General features: G+C 45.5%; 24 protein-coding genes and 1 other annotated feature. Of the genes, 2 read left to right on the plus strand and 22 right to left on the minus strand.

The window, feature by feature from the left end; genetic code table 11:
• Positions 1-82 precede the first annotated feature (82 nt).
• Positions 83-586, plus strand: a complete 504-nt coding sequence (locus tag G9U52_RS09575; RefSeq protein ID WP_166148762.1) for an NUDIX domain-containing protein — start codon at positions 83-85, stop codon at positions 584-586.
• Between the two features lie 127 nt (positions 587-713).
• Here the strand turns inward: G9U52_RS09575 and G9U52_RS09580 are convergent, their stop codons facing one another.
• The 18 genes from G9U52_RS09580 to G9U52_RS09665 form a co-directional block, all read right to left on the minus strand.
• A complete protein-coding gene (locus G9U52_RS09580) occupies positions 714-1,757 on the minus strand; it encodes an anthranilate phosphoribosyltransferase (RefSeq protein ID WP_166148764.1) in 1,044 nt (347 codons plus the stop codon).
• A 333-nt stretch (positions 1,758-2,090) separates the two neighbouring features.
• Complete coding sequence (gene obgE / locus G9U52_RS09585; RefSeq protein ID WP_166148766.1) at positions 2,091-3,392, minus strand: GTPase ObgE; 1,302 nt, start codon at positions 3,390-3,392, stop codon at positions 2,091-2,093.
• A gap of 12 nt (positions 3,393-3,404) precedes the next feature.
• The gene (locus tag G9U52_RS09590; RefSeq protein WP_243767240.1) at positions 3,405-4,076 is read right to left on the minus strand and encodes a Spo0B domain-containing protein; all 672 of its coding nucleotides are present in this window, start codon (positions 4,074-4,076) and stop codon (positions 3,405-3,407) included.
• A gap of 62 nt (positions 4,077-4,138) precedes the next feature.
• A complete protein-coding gene (gene rpmA, locus G9U52_RS09595; RefSeq protein ID WP_166148768.1) occupies positions 4,139-4,450 on the minus strand; it encodes a 50S ribosomal protein L27 in 312 nt (103 codons plus the stop codon).
• A 14-nt stretch (positions 4,451-4,464) separates the two neighbouring features.
• Complete coding sequence (locus tag G9U52_RS09600) at positions 4,465-4,797, minus strand: ribosomal-processing cysteine protease Prp (RefSeq protein WP_166148770.1); 333 nt, start codon at positions 4,795-4,797, stop codon at positions 4,465-4,467.
• Between the two features lie 11 nt (positions 4,798-4,808).
• Positions 4,809-5,120, minus strand: coding sequence for a 50S ribosomal protein L21 (rplU, locus tag G9U52_RS09605; RefSeq protein WP_166148772.1), 312 nt, complete (start codon positions 5,118-5,120; stop codon positions 4,809-4,811).
• Positions 5,121-5,135: 15 nt separating this feature from the next.
• Positions 5,136-5,225 (minus strand) — a sequence feature (ribosomal protein L21 leader region).
• Between the two features lie 98 nt (positions 5,226-5,323).
• Complete coding sequence (locus G9U52_RS09610) at positions 5,324-6,565, minus strand: Rne/Rng family ribonuclease (protein WP_166148774.1); 1,242 nt, start codon at positions 6,563-6,565, stop codon at positions 5,324-5,326.
• A gap of 22 nt (positions 6,566-6,587) precedes the next feature.
• Positions 6,588-7,481 (minus strand): M50 family metallopeptidase, encoded by an 894-nt coding sequence (locus tag G9U52_RS09615; protein ID WP_166148776.1) that lies wholly within the window; start codon positions 7,479-7,481, stop codon positions 6,588-6,590.
• On the minus strand, positions 7,474-8,262 hold the full coding sequence (locus tag G9U52_RS09620; protein ID WP_166148778.1) for a M23 family metallopeptidase: 789 nt from the start codon (positions 8,260-8,262) through the stop codon (positions 7,474-7,476). Before G9U52_RS09620 ends, G9U52_RS09615 begins: the two co-directional genes overlap by 8 nt.
• 145 nt (positions 8,263-8,407) lie before the next feature.
• Positions 8,408-9,559 carry an FtsW/RodA/SpoVE family cell cycle protein gene (locus tag G9U52_RS09625; RefSeq protein ID WP_166148780.1) on the minus strand — a complete coding sequence of 384 codons (1,152 nt, stop codon included), beginning with the start codon at positions 9,557-9,559 and terminating at the stop codon, positions 8,408-8,410.
• Positions 9,560-9,566: 7 nt separating this feature from the next.
• A complete protein-coding gene (gene minD / locus G9U52_RS09630) occupies positions 9,567-10,361 on the minus strand; it encodes a septum site-determining protein MinD (protein WP_166148782.1) in 795 nt (264 codons plus the stop codon).
• A 20-nt stretch (positions 10,362-10,381) separates the two neighbouring features.
• Positions 10,382-11,032, minus strand: a complete 651-nt coding sequence (gene minC, locus G9U52_RS09635; protein ID WP_166148784.1) for a septum site-determining protein MinC — start codon at positions 11,030-11,032, stop codon at positions 10,382-10,384.
• Between the two features lie 69 nt (positions 11,033-11,101).
• Positions 11,102-11,626: a rod shape-determining protein MreD gene (gene mreD / locus G9U52_RS09640; RefSeq protein WP_166148786.1), complete on the minus strand. Its 525-nt coding sequence runs from the start codon at positions 11,624-11,626 to the stop codon at positions 11,102-11,104.
• A gap of 7 nt (positions 11,627-11,633) precedes the next feature.
• Positions 11,634-12,503, minus strand: coding sequence for a rod shape-determining protein MreC (gene mreC, locus G9U52_RS09645; RefSeq protein WP_446430477.1), 870 nt, complete (start codon positions 12,501-12,503; stop codon positions 11,634-11,636).
• Between the two features lie 22 nt (positions 12,504-12,525).
• Positions 12,526-13,560, minus strand: a complete 1,035-nt coding sequence (locus G9U52_RS09650) for a rod shape-determining protein (protein WP_166148790.1) — start codon at positions 13,558-13,560, stop codon at positions 12,526-12,528.
• A 32-nt stretch (positions 13,561-13,592) separates the two neighbouring features.
• The gene (radC, locus tag G9U52_RS09655; RefSeq protein WP_166148792.1) at positions 13,593-14,282 is read right to left on the minus strand and encodes a RadC family protein; all 690 of its coding nucleotides are present in this window, start codon (positions 14,280-14,282) and stop codon (positions 13,593-13,595) included.
• A 55-nt stretch (positions 14,283-14,337) separates the two neighbouring features.
• Positions 14,338-14,943: a Maf family protein gene (locus G9U52_RS09660; RefSeq protein WP_166148794.1), complete on the minus strand. Its 606-nt coding sequence runs from the start codon at positions 14,941-14,943 to the stop codon at positions 14,338-14,340.
• A 67-nt stretch (positions 14,944-15,010) separates the two neighbouring features.
• The gene (locus G9U52_RS09665) at positions 15,011-15,223 is read right to left on the minus strand and encodes a DUF4321 domain-containing protein (RefSeq protein ID WP_243767241.1); all 213 of its coding nucleotides are present in this window, start codon (positions 15,221-15,223) and stop codon (positions 15,011-15,013) included.
• A gap of 179 nt (positions 15,224-15,402) precedes the next feature.
• On the opposite strand from G9U52_RS09665, the gene G9U52_RS09670 reads away from it, so the two are divergent.
• On the plus strand, positions 15,403-16,713 hold the full coding sequence (locus G9U52_RS09670; protein ID WP_166148796.1) for an N-acetylmuramoyl-L-alanine amidase: 1,311 nt from the start codon (positions 15,403-15,405) through the stop codon (positions 16,711-16,713).
• A 1-nt stretch (position 16,714) separates the two neighbouring features.
• Here G9U52_RS09670 and G9U52_RS09675 read toward each other — a convergent pair whose 3' ends face one another.
• From G9U52_RS09675 to murC, 4 genes are all read right to left on the minus strand, one after another.
• Positions 16,715-18,106 carry an SPOR domain-containing protein gene (locus tag G9U52_RS09675; protein WP_166148798.1) on the minus strand — a complete coding sequence of 464 codons (1,392 nt, stop codon included), beginning with the start codon at positions 18,104-18,106 and terminating at the stop codon, positions 16,715-16,717.
• A gap of 104 nt (positions 18,107-18,210) precedes the next feature.
• Positions 18,211-18,717, minus strand: a complete 507-nt coding sequence (locus G9U52_RS09680) for a ferritin (protein WP_166148800.1) — start codon at positions 18,715-18,717, stop codon at positions 18,211-18,213.
• Between the two features lie 144 nt (positions 18,718-18,861).
• Positions 18,862-19,086, minus strand: a complete 225-nt coding sequence (locus G9U52_RS09685; protein ID WP_166148802.1) for a DUF1450 domain-containing protein — start codon at positions 19,084-19,086, stop codon at positions 18,862-18,864.
• Positions 19,087-19,256: 170 nt separating this feature from the next.
• Entirely contained in the window at positions 19,257-20,648 is a 1,392-nt protein-coding gene (gene murC / locus G9U52_RS09690; RefSeq protein WP_166148804.1) for a UDP-N-acetylmuramate--L-alanine ligase, read from the minus strand.
• Between the last annotated feature and the right edge of the window lie 3 nt (positions 20,649-20,651).

A 20,651-nucleotide genomic window follows, 5' to 3' on the forward strand; every position in this document is an offset into this window, starting at 1 on the left:
CCTGTTTGAGCAACTGCACCTTTCTTAATTCCGTACATTCATGGTAAAGTGAAACCAAATGTTGATACAAAGGAGCCCTTCCATGATTCGAGCACGCATTATGGCGACCGCCATGCTATTTCACAATAACGAGCTGTTGATGATGAAAAGGTCGCCTACTCGGACACTAAGCCCTGGCATGTGGGCGGCGGTAGGCGGCCATGTCGAGCCTGCGGAAATTAGTTCTCCGCGAAATGCCTGCCTGCGTGAAATTTACGAAGAAACCGGTCTGCTGGAAGAAGATATTATCGATTTAAAGCTGCAATATATTTTATTGCGCTTGAACCAGCAGGAGGTTCGCCAGCAGTTTATTTATACAGCGCAAACCACGCGCAAGGATGTCCTGCAAACCGAAGAGGGCGACCTGTATTGGATTCCCCGCGACCAGGTGCTACAGCGTGACATCCCATTTATTTATCATAGCTTGCTTGAGCATTATTTTCTCCACGGCTCGGCGGAACATATTTGGGTCGGCACAGCAGGCTATAACCAGCAGGCCGAGCCAGAGGTGCATTGGACCGCTTTGGTAGATCCAGAGATGAAGTAAATACCATGCCAAATAACCTCCATCCCACTTAAATAGTGGACAAGGAGGTTATTTGGTTTATCATTCGGGGCAAACTCATAAAGTCATACCTTATAGCTGCAAATCTCCATCATAGATGGTATGATAGCTACTTGCTTGGGCGAAGCTCGCTACGTTTGCTCAAGTCACGCCATTTCTCCAGTATCTTAAATGCTTCTTTACGTTGCAGCAGCGAGCGTGCTAGCTGAAAGCCTTCCTCATACGAGCCTACTTTATCAAACCAGTACAGGCGAAGCCCTGCGTTAAAGACCACATGCTCTCGTTCGTTGTGTATCTCATCCGAATCATCCCCTTCAATCACCCGTTGTAATAAACGAATTTGCTCATCCTTGCCACACTTCTCCAGCGGCTCGCCTCGAAACCCAAAGGTAAGAGGATCAATACTGTTGGATTCATCGCCCCATGGCGTCACCTTGCGAATCGAGCTGCTTTTATAAATCGGCAAATCCTCAGAGCCATCGATACCTTGTACGATATAAGCAGTGTCAAACCCGGAGCGTGGCAGCAACTGAATCAAATGATCCATCATTGTTTTTTGGCTAACACCGATAATCATATTATGGGAGTGAACCGGGTTAATTACTTTTTCCACGGTATTAAAAAAAGTACCAAGCCCCATCTGCTCCCGCACCTGCCGAACATGGGCAAAAGGCGGGCAAATCTGGTCCGTCCAAATAAAACCGATGTTCACGCCGAGGAAATTTTTTTCCCATTCCTTTGTTTCTATATCCATCTCGATGCCTAGCCCCTCTAGCAATTCCTTCAAAGATACACCCGTTTGGAGCGGAAAAGATTCGCTGCCATGCAGTACTTGCGGGAATCCCACAGAGGCAATCAGTAGACTAACCGGAATTGTCACGGGAAAATAATGCCTGCCTTCATAAGGTCCCGCACAATTTAAGGAGTTGGAGAAAGAACGGTAAGGCAGCGAATATTTACGGAATACATCGATAAAACCCATCATTTCTTCATCCGCTTCGCCCTTCATCCGCATCGCAGTTAGAAATGTCGCTGTTTGTGTATCCGTCGATTCGCCACGAGCAATGGTATGAGCCACAGCAACTGCCTCATCATAAGTCAGATCACGCGATCCCGTTTTACCAGCTCCAATCACTTTGATCCATTGCTTCATGGTGTCAGCTCCTCTTAAAAGACTATAAAGACAAATTCGCAAGCCGAATACTGCTTACGAATACATATAAGCACCTATCGTTCCATAAACCCAAACCCATATCTAACATTAAACTCACACGAATTATATAAATAATATTTTATGTTAGTTTTACTGACATAACTATAATATACATGTGTTAAATAAAAAGTTCAAGCGCGCTTCATTGGAAGTACGAACGATTGATATAAATCCTTACATTTTGTCCGTCTTTTCCTCCTTCAAGAAATAAAAAAGAAGCATCACCCCCTCCATTACTGCTGGGATGACACTTCTTTTTTAATTGTGCGGCATTTATTCTTTTTCCACAAACTCGAATTCAAAATCACCGATTTGGATCGTTTGGCCATCTACGGCGCCGCGAGTACGAAGCGCCTGGTCAATACCTTTTTTACGCAAAATCCGGGCAAACCGTTCTATCGATTCCTGGGTACTGAAATTAGTTCGCTTAATCAGCTTTTCAATACTTGGACTTTCAATAATAAAGGTATCGTTCTCACGCTTAATCGTATACTCTTCCGCATCCCTTGGCTCAAACTTGTACACTTTGCGTTCAGCTAAGTCTACAATGTCTTCAAGCAATGGCATATCTGGAATGGTTTCCAGCAAGTCCACAACCTTGTACAGCAGCTCCTGTACCCCTTTTTTCGTAACTGCCGACACCGATAAAATTTGGATTGAAGGATCAACCTCTGCAAGTTGGCTCTTGAACTCCTCCAGGTAAAATTCAGAGTCCGGCATATCCATTTTATTAGCGACAATAATCTGCGGACGCTCTCCAAGCTTCGCGCTGTACAATCGTAGCTCTTCATTGATTTTTATCCAGTCATCAAAAGGATCACGCCCATCGGTAGACGCCATATCGATCACATGGACGATAATCCGGGTACGCTCGACATGCCTTAAAAACTCATGCCCCAAGCCTACGCCTTCATGGGCTCCTTCGATCAGCCCCGGCAAATCCGCCATTACAAAGCTGCGACCATCTCCCACATCAACGACACCCAAATTAGGGGTCAGCGTAGTGAAATGATAAGCAGCAATTTTAGGTTGTGCTGCCGAAACAACGGATAGCAACGTTGATTTCCCAACACTCGGAAAGCCAACCAAGCCTACATCCGCCATTACTTTAAGCTCAAGCACCAGCCAACGCTCGACGCCCTCTTCACCATTCTCCGCAATTTCGGGAGCCGGGTTATAAGGCGTTGCAAACCGAGCGTTACCCCGACCACCTCGGCCGCCTTTTGCCACTACGACTTCCTGGCCATGCCGCGTTAAATCGGCAATAATTTCTTGGGTGTCATCGTCAATGACTACAGTACCGGGCGGTACCCTTACGATCATGTCTTCCGCAGCTGCCCCATGCTGTGTCTTATTGCGGCCCTTGATTCCACGATCCGCTTTAAAATGCTTCTGGTACCTAAAGTCAACCAGCGTACGCAAGCCCTCGTCTACACGAAAAATAACGTCGCCGCCATTGCCGCCATCACCACCACCAGGACCACCATCAGGCACGTATTTCTCCCTTACAAAAGCAACTAAGCCATCGCCTCCGTCGCCGCCTTTAACATAAATCTTCGCTTTATCTATAAACATCCATGCACCTCTTTATATATTCAACGGCACTTCGACACTTAGCTTAATAAGGCTTCCGTCCCGTTGATTAGTTTTCCAAGTTATATTGGAGCCCAGTTGAAGCTTAACCTGCTTCAAGCCTGGTAATATCTGATCTCCTGTCAATTCCCCACGGTACGTACAATCTAACTGCAATACGCTGGAGGTTTGGGCCAGTTTTATAAGCAATGTATGCTCGCTATCTTGGTGTTGCTTGGCTTCGTGTTTGATTACATCGATAATTCCCATTAGCAAGCGGCTCAATTGTTCACCAGCAATGGGCAGCTTATCCAAGTGTATTTCTTGCTCCATCTCGATCTCCAACTTCAATTCATTATCCCCAGATTGGGATGAAAATAAGTAAACGATCAATTCCGGATGTCCAAGTTTTGAGATATGGCTTTCCTGCTGTACCTTAACTCTTATATTCTCCATCAGAGCTTCCAGCCTATCATACTTCTTCAACTTTACATAGGCGAAAACCAATTGAATTTCATTCATCCAATCATGCCGGTAATGGTTAAATAAGTGAATCAACCGGAGATTAGGATCCGCTTCACTCTGACTGTGCAGCAAACTGTATTCATTCTCGGTCTGTCCCTCGAATTTTTCTTCGCCATTAAGCCGATTTGAACCCATGCCAACCTCTCCGATCCATTCATCCATATACAAATATACAAAAAACCCCCAGCGAACCTGAATCGCCGGGGTTATCGTCGGGTAATGGTTTAAGCCTCTACGGATGCAGCCACTGGAGCGACTTCGAATGGATAGACGCTAACTTTTTTACGAGTACGGCCATAACGTTCGAACTTTACTGAGCCTTCGATTAGAGCAAACAACGTATCATCGGAACCGATACCTACGTTATTTCCTGGATGAATTTTAGTTCCGCGTTGGCGATACAAAATGCTTCCAGCTGTAACAGCTTGACCATCTGCACGCTTAGCGCCAAGACGTCTACCAATACTGTCACGTCCATTTTTTGTGGAACCTACACCCTTCTTGGATGCGAACATCTGAAGATTTAATTGTAACATGGTGTCAACCTCCTTCATTTCTTATTTTCTTGCAAATCTATATACGCACTGTACGATTGTTTAATAGTTTGCAGCATGACAACCATGGATTCCAATAACATCTGAACCTTTTCATTCAATGCGTTGTCTATAGAATCAGCAACTTCGACATCAAGGAAGCCATGTTTATGGCGTGCTTTGAGCTCTATCCCCAACAATACTTCAACCGCATTAACCGTACCAACAGTAACCGCCGATACACCGGCACAAACAATATCTTTACCTGGATCATCATACATGGCATGTCCTTTAACTTGGAACGAAAGGATACGACCGTCGGGCTTGCGCCTAATCTTTACACGAATCATATATCTGATCCTTAAGCTTCGATTTTTTCAATCACTACTTTAGTGTAAGGCTGACGATGACCTTGCTTGCGGCGGTAGTTCTTCTTCGCTTTATATTTATAAACGATGATCTTCTCGCCTTTACCGTGCTTTTCCACTTTAGCAGAAACCGAAGCTCCAGCGATTAGTGGAGCGCCAAAAACTAAACCAGCTTCTTTGGACACAGCTAATACTTGATCAAAAATAACGGAATCGCCTTCACCAGCATTCAATTTCTCGATGTAAAGAACATCGCCTTCTTGAACCTTGTATTGCTTACCGCCTGTAATCATAATTGCGTACATATTTGTTGCACCTCCCTCATGTCTCAGACTCGCCTATAAGCCAAGGTGATATGTCCATACAAGCAACATATACTTATAACCCGCTTCGTGCGGTTACAGCATGTTTTGCAACATACCTGAATATTCTACCACAATGATAACAGCAATGCAATATTTATTCTGTATGCCATTTGGAACCCTATTAATGCCTTCATTTTTTGCTCCTATTTAGGCCAAATCCAGCCATTACCATCGCAGGCTACACAGCGGATAACCGGAAGCTTATGAGTGCCATCCTTCACTTTTTTGCGGGTCATTTCCACCAATCCAAGCTTGGTCCAACCGACCACAACAGTTTTGGTCCGATCCTTTTTGATTTCTTGGGCAAGCATATCCAAAACCTGCTGTTTATTCGCTTCAATCCCCATATCAATAAAGTCAATGACGATCAATCCGCCGATGTCACGCAGCCGCAGCAGCCTTGCAATATCTTTAGCCGCCATCAGGTTCGTATCGTAGGCTGTTTGCTCCAAGCTAACACTGCCCGTATATTTGCCAGTGTTTACATCAAACACTGTTAAAGCCTCCGTGTGGTCAATAACCAGGTAGCCGCCGTTGTCTAGCCAAATTTTTCGTTTGAATCCGCTTTGCAGCTGGTCGTCAACCTCGTAGGTGGCAAATAAAGAAATCGCCCTGTTATCAAATAAGCGTATATGCTCACATAAAACCGGAGCTGTTGTTCGCAGCAGTGTAACGATAGAGGCATGTACCTCTTTATCATCAACCCACAGCTCATTAACATCCTCGCTAAATCCGTCGCGTACCCATCTCGACAGCAGCCCGAAATCGGTGTATACCTTGCGGGGCAAGGGGCCTGGCTTTTCGATCAGCTCTTCAACCGTGCGCCAGCGCTCACGCAGCTCCTCCAAATCGGCTGAAATTATTGAATCTGGAACCCCCTGTGCTGCGGTACGGACAATAAAGCCCTCTCCCGGCAGCACTTGACTTTCAGCAGCCCGCTTCAGCCGGTTTCGCTCTTCCTCGTTGGCGATTTTGCGTGAAACTCCAATATAGTCAGCCTTAGGCATATACACCCCCCATCGTCCTGGAATCGAATGATGGGTAGTCACACGTGCCCCTTTGGTCCCTACCGGCTCTTTCACTACCTGAACCAACAGGATTTGCCCCGGCTGTACAAGCTCCGTTACAGGCGGCTTCTCCTTTGGCTGCTTGTCCAAGTGGGCCGGAAGCATATCATCAATGTATAAAAAAGCATTTTTCTCAAGCCCTATATCTAAAAATGCGGCTTGCATCCCCTGCAACACACGCATGACACGTCCAAGGTACATATTGCCAGCCAATTGCTCGGTTCCACGAGATTCATTGTCATATTCAGCTAGCTTGCCATTTTCCAAGACAGCTACTTCAATTCGGTCTTGTCCGCATTGAACCAGAATTTGCTTCATTTTTTCCACCTCGCCTTTCATTTTACATGAAAAGCTCAGAAATCGCACATCCACGCTTAGACTCATTAAAATAGGATTGCAGCAGTGGTCGTTCGGGTACAACGACACTAATCGACCCATGCGGATCCAGTATATAAATCAAATGCACTTTCTCCCGCATAAAGAGACGAACAACATCCGTCACCCGCCGCTCGCCGCTCACAACAATGGGACAGGCCAAGGTCCCCCTGCCTATTAGCCGCGCCACAGCCGTTTCGCGATGCAGCAAAAAACGCATGAAATGATAGGATCTCCCTTTATAGGCATACCAGTTGGAGCCAATCAAAAACACGCCAATGATAAATAGGTTCATCTGGATCCCACCACGGAGCACATGCAGCAAAGAGCCTAATGTTAGTATTAGGCTTAGCATAAGGCCAAGCGTAAGGTTAATCGAAATAACCCTGTAGTAAGGCAGCCATAGACCCATAACGGCTTGCAGCAGTTTGCCGCCATCCAATGGTGAAATCGGCAGCAGGTTAAACAGGGCAATAAACAGGTTAGCCTGAATAAAATAGGCGGCCCATTGCTCAGAAATCAATCCCATCCACTGCAACATATGTGCGATAAGAATCATCCAGACATTTTGCAGCGGACCCGAGATGATTACGACAATTTCCTGCCATACAGGCACATTCCCCAGCTCTTCAACAACAGCCTCACCACCAAAGGGTAGCAGCAGCACTTCCTTCACTCGCCACCCAAACCCTTTGGCGGCTATAGCATGCCCCATTTCATGAACAAGCACAATGCCAAACAAAGTCGCCATTTCTATAAAATATCCACCCACCACCGATAAAAGCATCACCACCGAAAATAAGGGATGAAATCGAAAGGTAATCCCAAACCACCGGTTCCATCGGTTCCATTTAATCAAAAGCAACCACATCCACCGGATTTAGAAATCGGTTATCCTTGGAAACGGCAAAATACAAATAACCAGCCTGCTTTGCTGCATTTTTCGATACTGTCCCGATTTTTTCCCCACCCTTGATCCAGTCGTTGAGCTCAACACTCGCTTGCTCAATCCAGCCATAATTCGATTGCATCCCATCAGCATGGCGTATAATAATCGTGTATCCGGTATCATCCTTGTTTCCTTTATAGATAACCAACCCGGTGTCGATAGCTGATACGACTGCATCCCCTTTAGTCTCCAAGGTTACGCCTAGCCGACTTGATTCAAACGGAGCAATAACCTTCCCTTGTACAGGCGAAAAATATGGCTTATTATGCGCCGTCACCTTCTGCGCCTCCTGCTGCATCGCAGGAATCCAAGCTGGCAGTAAAGAAGGATTACCGCCAAATTGGCGCTCGTACCAGAAAGCTACATTTTGAAAATCAAAGGGCTTATTCAGCGCCGAAGCAATCTGGGACTTGGCTTGGTTAACTAGAGGATGGTTTAGCTGGAACACTCCCCAAATTAAGGCAAACAGACAACAGCTCATCCACAATTTCGTGCGAAAGGAATTTAATCGAGGTAAAAAGGGTCCCCCACCATGCGTATACTCTTCATCCTTCGAATTGGCATATTCCTCTTGCCACTTGCGTTTCCACACATATTCAGGGTCTTCCCATTGTTTCGTGGCTTCCTGCAGCTGCTGCAATTGCTTCATCTGTTCAATTTGCTGTTGTCTTGCCGAGTCTCGGATTTCCATCGCATGATCCTCCTGGATAAGCTGGGGCTTGTATACTCCATCCTATGAGCTCGGACACTTGAATATAACTTCTATTCATCCTGGAGCGGATCATAACAACACAAAAAGCATCCCGAAGGATGCGTCCCCATTAACATTATAGGATTTATGAGTGGAACATCGGCTCTTTTTCCTGGTGGACATGAATGCTGACAACTAAGCCAATACTTAACATGTTGAGTAGTAACGAGGTCCCCCCATAGCTAATAAATGGGAGCGTAATACCCGTTAGCGGCATTATTCCAAGCAGCATACCAACATTTTCGAATATTTGGAATACGAACATCGATACGACACCTACAATGATATAAGAACCAGCCTTATCATTGCATTGGATCGATATGAGTATCATTCTATAGATAAGCACAAAATAGAGCAGAAGCAAAATCGAGGAACCTACGAACCCAAACTCCTCAGCCAATACGACAAAAATTGAATCTGAATAAGCGTACGGAATGAAATTTCGGTGTACAGATGTACCTTTGAGATAGTTTTCACCAGTCAGACCGCCGGAGCCAATCGCTTTTATGGAATTATCAACCTGAAATTTTTGGTCCTTCGTAGCGCTATCTGGACTAATGAACGTATCTATACGGGTAACCCAATGACCCTTATCCTGACTTTTCAAATAATTTTGAATCGGTTCATGATAATGCGTGAACAGATAAAAAAATAGCACAAGCCCTGCTGCCGCTATAAGAAATCCAATGAGAAAATGTAAATATTTTATATTCCCAATCCATAACATACCTATGAGCACAACCAAGAAAATTATGGCATTCCCCAAATCAGGCTGGATGAGCACCAAAATAAAAGGAACAAGTACCATTCCTCCTATCGGGACTACATCCGTAAAGAAATACAGGGGTTCCCCCTGCCTCCTAGCCATAAACGCAGCGAGCGCTATAATTAGCATGAGCTTCATAAACTCCGCTGGTTGGAACAAAAGGTTGCCTGGCAGCTTAAACCAGCTCTTAGCTCCATTTAATGTGTCACCATATGTGTATACAGCCACTAGCAGTGCAAGCCCGGTAATATAAAAATACGGGGATATTTTCAATAAAATGCGAAAATCTACTAAGGTTACACCAATAAAGGCAATTATAGAAATGATATAAATGGTAATCGTTTTTCGTAGATCAAACTCGATAACGGGATCATCCATCGTTGCGCTATAAACAAGCAATGCACTGATGACCATAAACGCTATCAAGATAGCTACGATCAACAAATCTATTCTTTTAAATTTTTGCAGCAAAACACGCTCATCCCATCCCGATAAACTTCTTGAATTTACTCATCATGCCGGACTTTTCATCCAACAGCATCAAAGGAACCGTATCCCCAAGAATACGCCGCGCAATGTTGCGATAAGCAATGGCTGCCGGAGAATTAGGGTTCATAACGGTTGGCTCGCCCATATTGGCAGCTTTAATCACATATTCATCATCAGGAACGATGCCGAGGAGGTCAATAGCCAGAACCGAGGTGATTTCGTCGATGCTCAGCATTTCGCCTTTTTTCACCATACTTGCGCGAATCCTGTTGATCACAAGCTTGGGTGAAAATATTTTTTCATTTTCGAGCAGCCCGATAATTCGGTCTGCATCACGTACCGCCGCATTTTCTGGAGTCGTCACCACGATCGCTTTATCCGCACCTGCAACCGCATTTTTAAAGCCTTGCTCAATACCGGCAGGGCAATCGATAATGACGTATTCAAAATCACGTTTGAGCTCCAGGATAATATCCCTTACCGCTTCAGGAGAGATCGCGCTTTTATCTTGAGTTTGTGCAGCAGGCAGCATGTACAGCTCTTCAAAGCGTTTATCTTTAACTAACGCTTGCGCCAATCTACAGCGTCCTTCGGCAACATCGATCAAATTATATATAATCCGATTTTCCAAACCCATCACAACATCCAGATTCCGTAATCCAATATCCGTATCCACCATGCACACTTTTTTGCCCTGAAGTGCTAATGCCGTTCCAATATTGGCAGAGGTGGTCGTTTTACCGACGCCCCCTTTTCCCGAGGTTATGACAATTGCTTCACCCATTGTGTTATACCTCCTTCACCTTACTGCTCTATATCTAGTTTATTCAAATGGTGAATCTTGTCGATTTCCATTTTTCCATCTTTGACATAAGCAAATTCCATGAAAGCCTCACTCATGCCCCATTCATCCGGTGGACGGCTAATGATCGAGGCTATACGCAATTGTGTCGGTCTTAAGTGGGAGGCGGCAATAATTGCCTTATGGTCCCCATTCACACCAGCGTGAGCCATTCCACGGAGTGAACCCATTATATATATACTACCCGAGCTGATCAGCTCACCCCCGGGATTCACATCGCCAAGAAACAAAATATTGCCTTCATTTACAAAGGTTTGCCCTGAGCGAACGATCCCTTTAATCAATTTCACATCATTGGTATTAGAGGGAATCTCTGAAGGTGCCACCGTTTGGGATTCAATCGATTGAATTAACAGATTGCCCTTTTGGCCTATAATACTACGAATCTCTTCTTTTTGCTGGTTAGTAATCATTCTAGTGCCCACTTTAACATGGACATGAATAATAGGGCCGGTTAGGATTTTCTGATGCGTTTTTTCCAATTTATGATGAAGCTCTTGAATAACCTCTTCAAATGAGCAGTTGTCATCCAGAAGAAATACAAGTCCATCTTTAACCCCTTTGATCATCACATGATGCTTGGTAACTGCCATACCCGAACTACCTCCTGACCTATACAATTCGGCGTTTTTTCATCTAACTCCTGCACGTTCCACGAAAAATTATTCTTGTTGGTCCGTCTTTGCGGCCTGTATACTTTCGAATAATTTCCTGACTGGAACATAGACAAGCAAAGCGAATAGGAGATTAATCAACATGCTAGGAAGCATTTGATAGAAAAACACCCATTGAAGGTCAAGGTGGTTAATCTGGAACAGCCTATATAAACCATAGATCATACCATCAAAAAACAAATTTCCGACCCCTATTACAAACATGCTAACAATAATATTAGAGTGGAGACGACGATGGAGCAGACCTGTTAAATACCCAGTTAGACCCATAGCAAAAGAAATAGGTCCGAGCATCGGCGAATAGTACATAAAATCCTGGAGCAGCCCAAAAATCAGTCCATAAATTAAAGAAGTATGGCGATTCACATATAAGCCGATGTAAATAACAATCACCAAAATGAAATGGGGCGCCACATAAACTTTAGATTGCCATGCAACAGGTATCAGCCACTGCAGTAAGGTTCCCTCCATGATAAACAAAGCCAACAAAATTAACCAAAGCCAATTGCGCATATTGAGGTCACTCCTGCTCTGGAACGATTACGACAAATACCTCGCGAAGGTGGTCAAAAGTTGCAAAAGGTTCGATAACCGCTTCATGGGCAATACCGAAGCTTCCCTGCTTTCGGGAAACCACTTTACCAATTTCAATGCCCCTAGGAAATATCTGCCCATAACCGGAGGTAATCACAATATCGCCTACCTCCATATTATCGTTGGGATTAATCTTCGTCATTAACAGCGTTTGATCCTCGCGGCTATAGCTTTCCAGCATACCGAAGGTTTCATTTTCTCTATTCTTTACTGTTACAGCTATGGCTTTCGAATCATTTCCGGTATCGTCGATTCCTTTGAGCAGTTGGACATTGGAATAAAAAGAAGATACCGATTTCACTCTGCCTACAAGCCCTTCCACGGACATTACAGCCATATTCGGCTTAATACCATCCTGCTCGCCTAGATTGATACGCACCGTATTATTGAGCAGATCCGGGTTAACCGCTACAACCTCCGCTATACGGAATGTATAGAGGCCTGCCTGTTTCTGGCGTTCTGTGAAGCCCAAAGCATCCTGAAGCCGTTTATTTTGTTGCTCCAGGTCATTTAGCCTTGTCGTATCCCGGGCATATTTCGTCAGAGTTTGCTTTAGCACTTTATTTTCTTCGAAAATAGTACGCAGTTGTCCAATATCCTCAAAGAAACCCGCTATATAGCCAGCGGGCTTATAAAAAATTCCTTGTGTCCAAGAGAGCGAGTCCATGACAAATTTTTCTGGCCAGGTCATCTGTTCCCGCTTTCCCAAAGTAAGTCCCATCAATGCGATAAAACAAATAAAACCCAGCAATAAAATTAGCAACCGTTTATTCCCTAATAATTTCAATGCAACCACCTTCTAGTGTAACCGTATGGATTTAACGTCTCGATCTACTTGTTGGACCTGACTTCATTTTGAACAAATGGAGATGCTCAAGCGCTCTTCCTGTCCCTAGTGCCACACAATCCAGAGGATTTTCGGCTACGATCACAGGCATCCCCGTTTCACGCTGCAGCAGCTTGTCCAGGTTAAGCAACAAGCCACCACCACCAGTTAAAACGATACCCCGGTCCATAATATCAGCCGAAAGCTCTGGAGGGCATTTTTCCAAGGTTACTTTAACCGCTTCTACTATGCTGTTCATTGTATCCGCCAACGCCTCAGTAATCTCATCCGAAGTGATCGCCATCGTTTTGGGCAGACCACTCACTAAATCTCTACCACGGATTTCAAAACGCACAGGAGGATCCATCAGCAACGCGGAGCCAATTTCCATCTTGATCTGCTCTGACGTACGCTCACCGATCATTAAATTATAGGTTCGTTTGATGTATTGTGTAATTGCCTCATCCATTTCATCACCGGCTACGCGGATCGAACGGCTTGTAACAATGCCACCCAGTGAAATGACGGCTACCTCGGTAGTACCGCCACCAATATCAACGACCATACTGCCTGTTGGCTCCCAAACGGGTAAATCTGCGCCAATAGCAGCAGCAAATGGCTCTTCAATCGTGAAAGCATCACGTGCACCAGCTTGACGGGTAGCGTCCTCAACGGCTCTTTTTTCAACAGCTGTAATCCCTGACGGGACACATACCATCACGCTTGGATGTCGTGCAAACAGCCACCGTTGCTTCTGGGCTTGTCTAATAAAATATTTAATCATCGTCGATGTCGTGTCAAAGTCAGCAATAACGCCATCCTTCATCGGCCTTATAGCACGTATATTGCCTGGGGTACGACCTATCATATTCCTTGCGTCGTTACCTACGGCTTCAATGGTTTTGGTATCCGTACGGATCGCCACTACAGATGGCTCCCTTACAACGATCCCTTTTCCTTTTACATACACCAGTGTATTTGCAGTACCCAGATCAATTCCCAGGTCTTTCGTAAAACCACCAAACATGCTTGGTACTCCCCTCGTTTGTCCCATTTCTATTACATCAACCCTTGCTCCTTCAAGCTGACAAACGATTGGTCACCAATAACGATATGATCAAGCACATCAATGCCAATAATCTCGCCGGCTTCTACCAGACGTTGTGTCAATTGAATATCTTCAGAGCTGGGGGTTGGATCCCCACTAGGATGATTATGTACACATATAATCGAAGCGCTGCTCCGCTTTATTGCCGCGCGAAATACTTCCCTTGGATGAACAATCGATGCATTCAGGCTGCCCATAGACAGTGTTTCCTGGCCAACGACGTGATTTTTAGTGTTTAAAAACAAGCATACAAAATGCTCCTTTTGCAAATAGCGCAGATCCTCCGTCATTAAATCCGCTACATCCTTGGGCGAACGAACCGTGACCGTTTCATTCATCACGCTACGTGCCAATCTGCGGCCGAGTTCAATGCTTGCTTGGATTTGCAGACCTTTTGCCGAGCCAATTCCTTTGATCTCGGTTAGTTGCTGTAAACTCATATCGACCAGACTGCGCAATCCACCGGCTTGGCTTAACATCCGCTGCGCTAAATGCACAGCCGACTCCTGATAAGTGCCTGTCCGCAACAAAATGGCGAGAAGTTCAGCATTGCTTAAAGCTTGAGCCCCAACCTGCATCATGCGTTCTCTAGGACGTTCTTCGTTTGGGACATCGCGCAATGTCAAGTTGTGCGATTCCATTGATTCCCCCCATTCTATGACAAGTTATGAACTTATATTATAGCATGATGCCGACTTAAAGAACAACAACCTCCATTTGTTCTAATATTTCGCTAAGTAAACATAAAGGCAGCCCTACCACATTAAAATAGTCCCCTTCAATTCGCGAAATCATAGTCGCTCCAATTCCTTGGATGCCATACGCACCCGCTTTGTCTAAGGGCTCACCGGTTGCAATATAACGTTCAATCTGGCTGGAGGTCAAAGCCTTCATATAAACCGCCGTCCTGCAATGAGCACGCAGCTCACGCCCAGTTGTAAGATCTATACAGGAAATCCCGCTGAAAACGTGGTGCACATTTCCCTGCAAAGCATCCAGCATCCGTGCAGCATCCTCTCGATCCTTCGGCTTGCCAAGCACTACATCACCCAATACAACAATCGTATCCGAACCGATGACAATGCCGTGCTCCCGCTGTTCGGCTTTATACATTTCGTAAACGGCTCCCGCTTTGCGACCAGAGAGCTGCTCCACAATATCAGCGGGGCTCATGCCAGGCTCAGTATCCTCATTGACATCACTAACTTTTATCTCATAAGGAAGCCCAAAGGTTTGGATTAATTCTTGCCTGCGTGGTGATGAGGATGCCAAAATCAATGTTTTAGTTACAGGTATCGACATATATAGACTCCTTGTCTCGAATAGGTTAAAGTGAAAATAACGATCAGATCTGTCGGAATAAAAAAAATTACATCTTGCGATAGACCCAGAAAGCTGCTATCAGGCCAAGCAAGCTAATCAGATTAAGCTTCATTTGAAATTGAAGGTCATATTTAATAACCAGCAAATCTGCTTTCGGCTCCCATGATAAATTCACCGACTTGGTTAGGAAGGATAGCGCAGGCACAGAGACCAACAACTGCCCAACAAGGCTGCCCGCCACCAATCCTATGATCAGCAATAAGATGAAAGTAAATGTATTTTTTTTAATAGCCGTTGCACTTCCTTTACATAATTAAATAACCTCATCTAACCAGTTGCCGGAGTTTAAGCTTCTCGTATTATATCATACGCTTTAGCTTGTCCAACAACTCATTTTCATTGAACACCACGAATATTTTGAAGGAGGAATCTATTTTTATGCGACGGTCTTATGCAGCTACTATTTTCACGATCTTTTGCTTGCTTGCTTTTCCTACCTCGTCATGGGCTATTAAAATAGTTATTGATCCCGGCCATGGAGGATCTGATTCAGGTGCAGTTGGCGTCAACGGCCTTTACGAAAAAACAGTGAATTTAGACATTTCGGCAAAATTAAAAACCATGCTTATTGAGCATGGTTATGAAGCAGCTATATCCCGAGAAGATGACTCCTTTCTAACCCTGCAAGAACGTGTGGAGTTCACCAACCAGCAGCAAGCGGATTTATTCGTTTCCGTTCATGCCAATGCCATGCCGGGCAATGCTAAAACTCGCGGTGCCTTGATTTTGTATCATGATAATAGCTACCAGCAAGAGGATTACCCGGCCAGCCCAGAAATGACAGAGCTGACTCCGCAAAGCCGGGAATTTGCACAAGTCGTACTGGGCCATTTCGTGGATGCTACAGGCATGGAAAATCGTGGACTAGTAAAAAGCGCGGTCTATGTAGTCCGAATGGGGACGATCCCCAGCATCTTAGTGGAGACCGGCTTCCTTACGAACCGCCAAGATGCGGCTTTGCTTGCTACTGACGAAGTAAGAACAGGGATGGCAGAGGCTATTGCGCAAGGCATCAAAGCTTATATGCCACCTGATGCACCCAGTGAAGCGTTCACGGACATGCGTGACCATTGGGCACGCGAGGCGGTGCTGCGGTTAAAATCGCAGGGAATTGTCGATGGGGTGGGTAGGTTGTTTAAGCCGAACCGCGAGCTAACGCGTGCCGAGTGGATGACCTTGCTGGATCGTGTATTTGATTTAACGAAGACCTCTCAACCGTTGCCAAGTGCCAGCTCTGTTAGCTGCACTAACGAGAATAAAGGCTCGGCTACAGTGACAAGTGCTATCTACAAAAATGGAGAGAGCTGCACAACCCTGCCTTCTCCTGTCTTCTACGATACGGCAGGGCATTGGGCAAGTGTTGCCTTAACCAAAGCCGTTGATGCCCGAATTTTAGAAGGCTATGATGATGCTACCTTACGCCCGGACCAGCCTATTACACGTTCAGAGGTCGCAGCAACCTTCCAGCGCCTGGCGTTGCCGCTGCCAGAGCAAAAGCTAGCCGCCGAAACAGCCGGCAGTCAATTCTTTGATTTGCCAGCCAGCCATTGGGCGGCGGGTTCCGTAGCCAGCCTCCAAAATGCTGGCTGGATCGAAGGCATTTCCGCAGACAGCTTTATGCCTGACCGAAAAATGACTCGCGCTGAAGCTGCAGCTTTGTTGGACCGATACGTCCAAAGCAAGAGTTAGCTTAAGGTGCCGCGATCATTTTTCTTAATTCCTTTTGGGCAAGCGTTGCCTGCATAAGCGCATTTTGTGTTTGCCAAAGATGCGTTGCCGCTGGGCTTTTCTTATACTCATCCAATGAAGCAATTGCTGCATTCATTGCACTGTTGATTTTTTGGACGGCAAGCCTGCCCTCGTCGTTAAGCCCTTCATTCACACCCGCTATCGTCCCAGACCACGCTTGGTGTGCCGCCTTTACGCTTTGAAGCGTCGAGGCATCCAGAGCAGCTAGCATGGATTCTGAAAGCTGCTTGGACGTAAGTGGTGCGATCAATTGGACAAGCTTATCGCTTTGTGCAATAAAAGCAGGTATCGCATCTATTTGCTTGCCGCTCCACTTTATTTTTGTTAACGCAGGGAGCTCCACATTTTTCACGATAACCTCAATCTTTTTTTGCTGGAATGATTGGGCAAGCCCCACAGCTTCCTCACGATTCGAAGCTAACGCCACATAAACCGGATATTTGTCACCCGAATCACTGACAGCCGCCAGTCCCTGCTTCTTCAGGTCACCCAAGGCAACCTCCGCCCCTTGCGACGTGCTAAATACACCGCTCTGCAATAATATCAATGTCTTTGCAGGAATGCTGACCGAAACAGCTGCTTCTGTTGACGCAGCTGTTGGCTCCAACGTCGACGCGGTAGCTGTTGTTGATACAGGTGCGGATACCATTGCCGAGGCTGGCATCGAAGGGGCGTCGACAGCAAGCGGCTTATCGCTGCCAGCAGCTCCTGCCTTAGCGATTGGAGCTCCCCCAGCGGGAGCAGCCGGCTCTGTTGCCGCCGCTCCCGCCCCTGCTGCACCAGCTTTGGACGTATTCACTTGTACTTGCGCTGCAAGGCTCGCAGGAGCTTGACCCTTCACCAGCTCTTGGTTAGCTTGTGATTCGTCCGAGAACATAGAAAGCACCAGAAAGCCGAAAGCAGCCCCAGTTGCCACAGCGCCTGCTACAGCTGCCGCAACCTTCAGCCAGGAGGTGCCGATTCGGTGCCTTACATAGCTGCGCTCCTCTGGTACATATCCGTAGTGGTCACGAATGGGCTCAGCAGGCCCACGACGAATACCCTCTCCCGGCATGAGCAGTTCCTCATGGCTGGAGAAGGGCGGGGCTGGAGGTGCGGTGGGGTTGCCTGATTCACGAATCAGCTTCTCTACACGCAACGTCTCCGTATCAAAGGAGCTTTGCCAGCCTCCAAAATCATTCGTATATGGATTTAAGGTCTGGGCATCGATAAGCGAAACCTTATACTCATCTTGATGGAGCGGAATCACTTGCGGCTCCATAGGTTTTCTTACTAGCCCTGTATCTCTTCTATGTGGTTGGTCGAATCTAAAGGTCATCTTGGCTTTATTCATATCCACTTCTCTCCCCTTGTCCAAGTTCATATAACTAGACTATGAAAGGATGAAGATAAATAGAACAATTAGCTAGACGCCCTGGTTGCCTTACCCTGCTGTTATTAAACAGTTGGCGGCGTAAATACCCTTTGTGAAAACTCGGTATCCATCATAAAAAACGCATTACTATCCTTATCAATACGCTTGAGCTTGTTAATAATCGTATCAAACATCGCTTCTTCTTCCACTTGCTCGTCAATAAACCATTTGAGGAACTGGATGGTCGCATGCTCACGCTCGTTCATCGCTATATCTGATAAATCGTAAATACGCTTTGTTACAATCTGCTCATGCTCATATGCCCGTTCGAATACTTCGAGCATCGTTACATAATCATTCTTCGGGTTATCCATTCCAATAACAACGGCTCTTCTACCGCGGTCATTGAGAAATTTATAAATTTTCATTGCATGGAATCGTTCTTCTTCAGCTTGAACAATATAGAAATTAGCAAATCCATCCAAGCTTTCACCGGAACAGTAAGCCGCCATCGCCAAGTACACATGGGAGGAGTAAAACTCGAAATTCATTTGGTCGTTTAATGCTTCGCTTAAGGAATCGTTTAACATCTTTACACGCACCTTCCATGGATTATTTTTGTTTTAATCCCCAAAAGTATAGAGGGAGTAATATCACCACTATACACAAAACTGGGGAAAGAATCCACAACAGGCTCAAGCTCATAGTTAAACAGTCCCTTCAAATTTGTTCATTTATCCCATCAGTTGCGCCAATTCTTTATATAATTTGCGAGGTGTGGAGGCATAGATCACATTCGTTTTGCCAACGGTTACAAAACATTGCTTTGAGCAAAGCCTGCAATTGCCCAAGCAATCCCGCTTTTTTTGTTTAATATCAGGAAAACGCGCTTTAATCGATTTATACACCTTTTTAGAACCAAGCTTCAAGTTTTTACAGCAGTAATTTATTTTTTTCATATGCTGCTCCTTTACCACTAAGTTTGCGTTACCAACCATGATAATAGTTATCATTATCATTGTCAATGAGAAAAGTTATCACTAAGGTTATACTAACATCACCTGTGCTTGTAACACATACAAAAAAGCCGTGAAGCCTCCAAAGAGACCTGCACGACTTTATCATATCCTTATAGCTGTTTCAATTCTGTACGTTCATTTAGGGCTCGTACCAATCCATCCGCCGCTTTCCATATATCGCCTGCACCCATGGTAATGACAAGGTCGCCGCTTTGTACATGAGCCAGCAAATAAGCCTGTACTTCCTCTTTGCTTGGAATATAACGCACATGTGGATTGCTATTTTGGCGAATTAAATCCACCAGCTTTGCCGAGGTTATTCCCGCGATCTGCTGCTCGCCGGCGGGCGAATAAATGTCAGTAATTATGACCTCATCGGCAGCTTTAAAAGCAAGGCTAAATTGCTCGAACAAAAAATAAGTGCGGGTATATCTTTGCGGTTGAAAAACAGCAATAATCTTTTTGCCCGTTGCTTTGGCAGCACTGATCGTTGCTTCAATTTCTGTTGGATGGTGCGCATAGTCATCGATGACCAGAATATTATTGATTTCTCCGAGCACTTGAAACCGACGTTTAGCACCTCGGAAAACTGTGATAGCTTCAGCAATCTGCTTAAACGTTAAGCCAGCCTCCAGGCAAGTAATTAGAGTTGCCAATGCGTTATATACATTATGTTTGCCTGGCACAGACAGCTGAAGCGTCCCCAATCGCTTGCCATGATGCTTAACCTCAAAGCACACCTTACGGTCACCCAGCTCTATGCTGCAGGCTGTATAATCGGCATCGGTTTCAATACCGTAAGTAATCACTTCGCTTTTAATGCTCGGAATCAGCTCTCGGAGGTACATATCATCATTACAAACAACAGCCTTACCTTGTAGGCTGACTTGGCTTAAGAACTGGGCGTACGCCTTCTTCAAATTTTCAAAATCACCGTTGTAATTTTCCAAGTGGTCAGCTTCAATATTGTTGACTAAAGCAATAAAAGGATGATATTGCAGAAAGGAGCCGTCGCTCTCATCAGCCTCAGCCACCACCCAGTCACCTTTGCCAGCCTTGGCATTGCTTCCGACATTCATAATTTCTCCACCAATGATATAGGTAGGGTCCATCAGGCATTCTTCCAGCACCAAAGCAATCATCGAGGACGTTGTCGTCTTTCCATGGGCACCGGCTATAGCTATCCCTTTTTTGGCGTCCATCAGCCGTGCCAGCATTTGTGAACGGTGCAGGATCGGTATATTCGACTCTTCGGCGGCCTTGATCTCCACATTGTCTTTAGACAGCGCCGTTGAATAAACAACAAGGTCTGCCCCTTTTACATTGCCAGCCTCATGCCCTACAAATACTTTGGCCCCTTTAGCGGCCAGCTTCTCCGCCAGCTCCTGAGGCGCTAAATCGGAGCCTGATATTTGGTAGCCCATTTCCAGCATCACCTTGGCAATGGCGCTCATCCCATATCCGCCTATACCGATAAAATGGATGTGCTCAGATGTATTCAAGCC

Origin of the sequence: Paenibacillus agricola, assembly GCF_011440305.1 — a bacterium.
In the GTDB taxonomy this organism is placed as follows: Bacteria; Bacillota; Bacilli; order Paenibacillales; family NBRC-103111; genus Paenibacillus_S; species Paenibacillus_S agricola.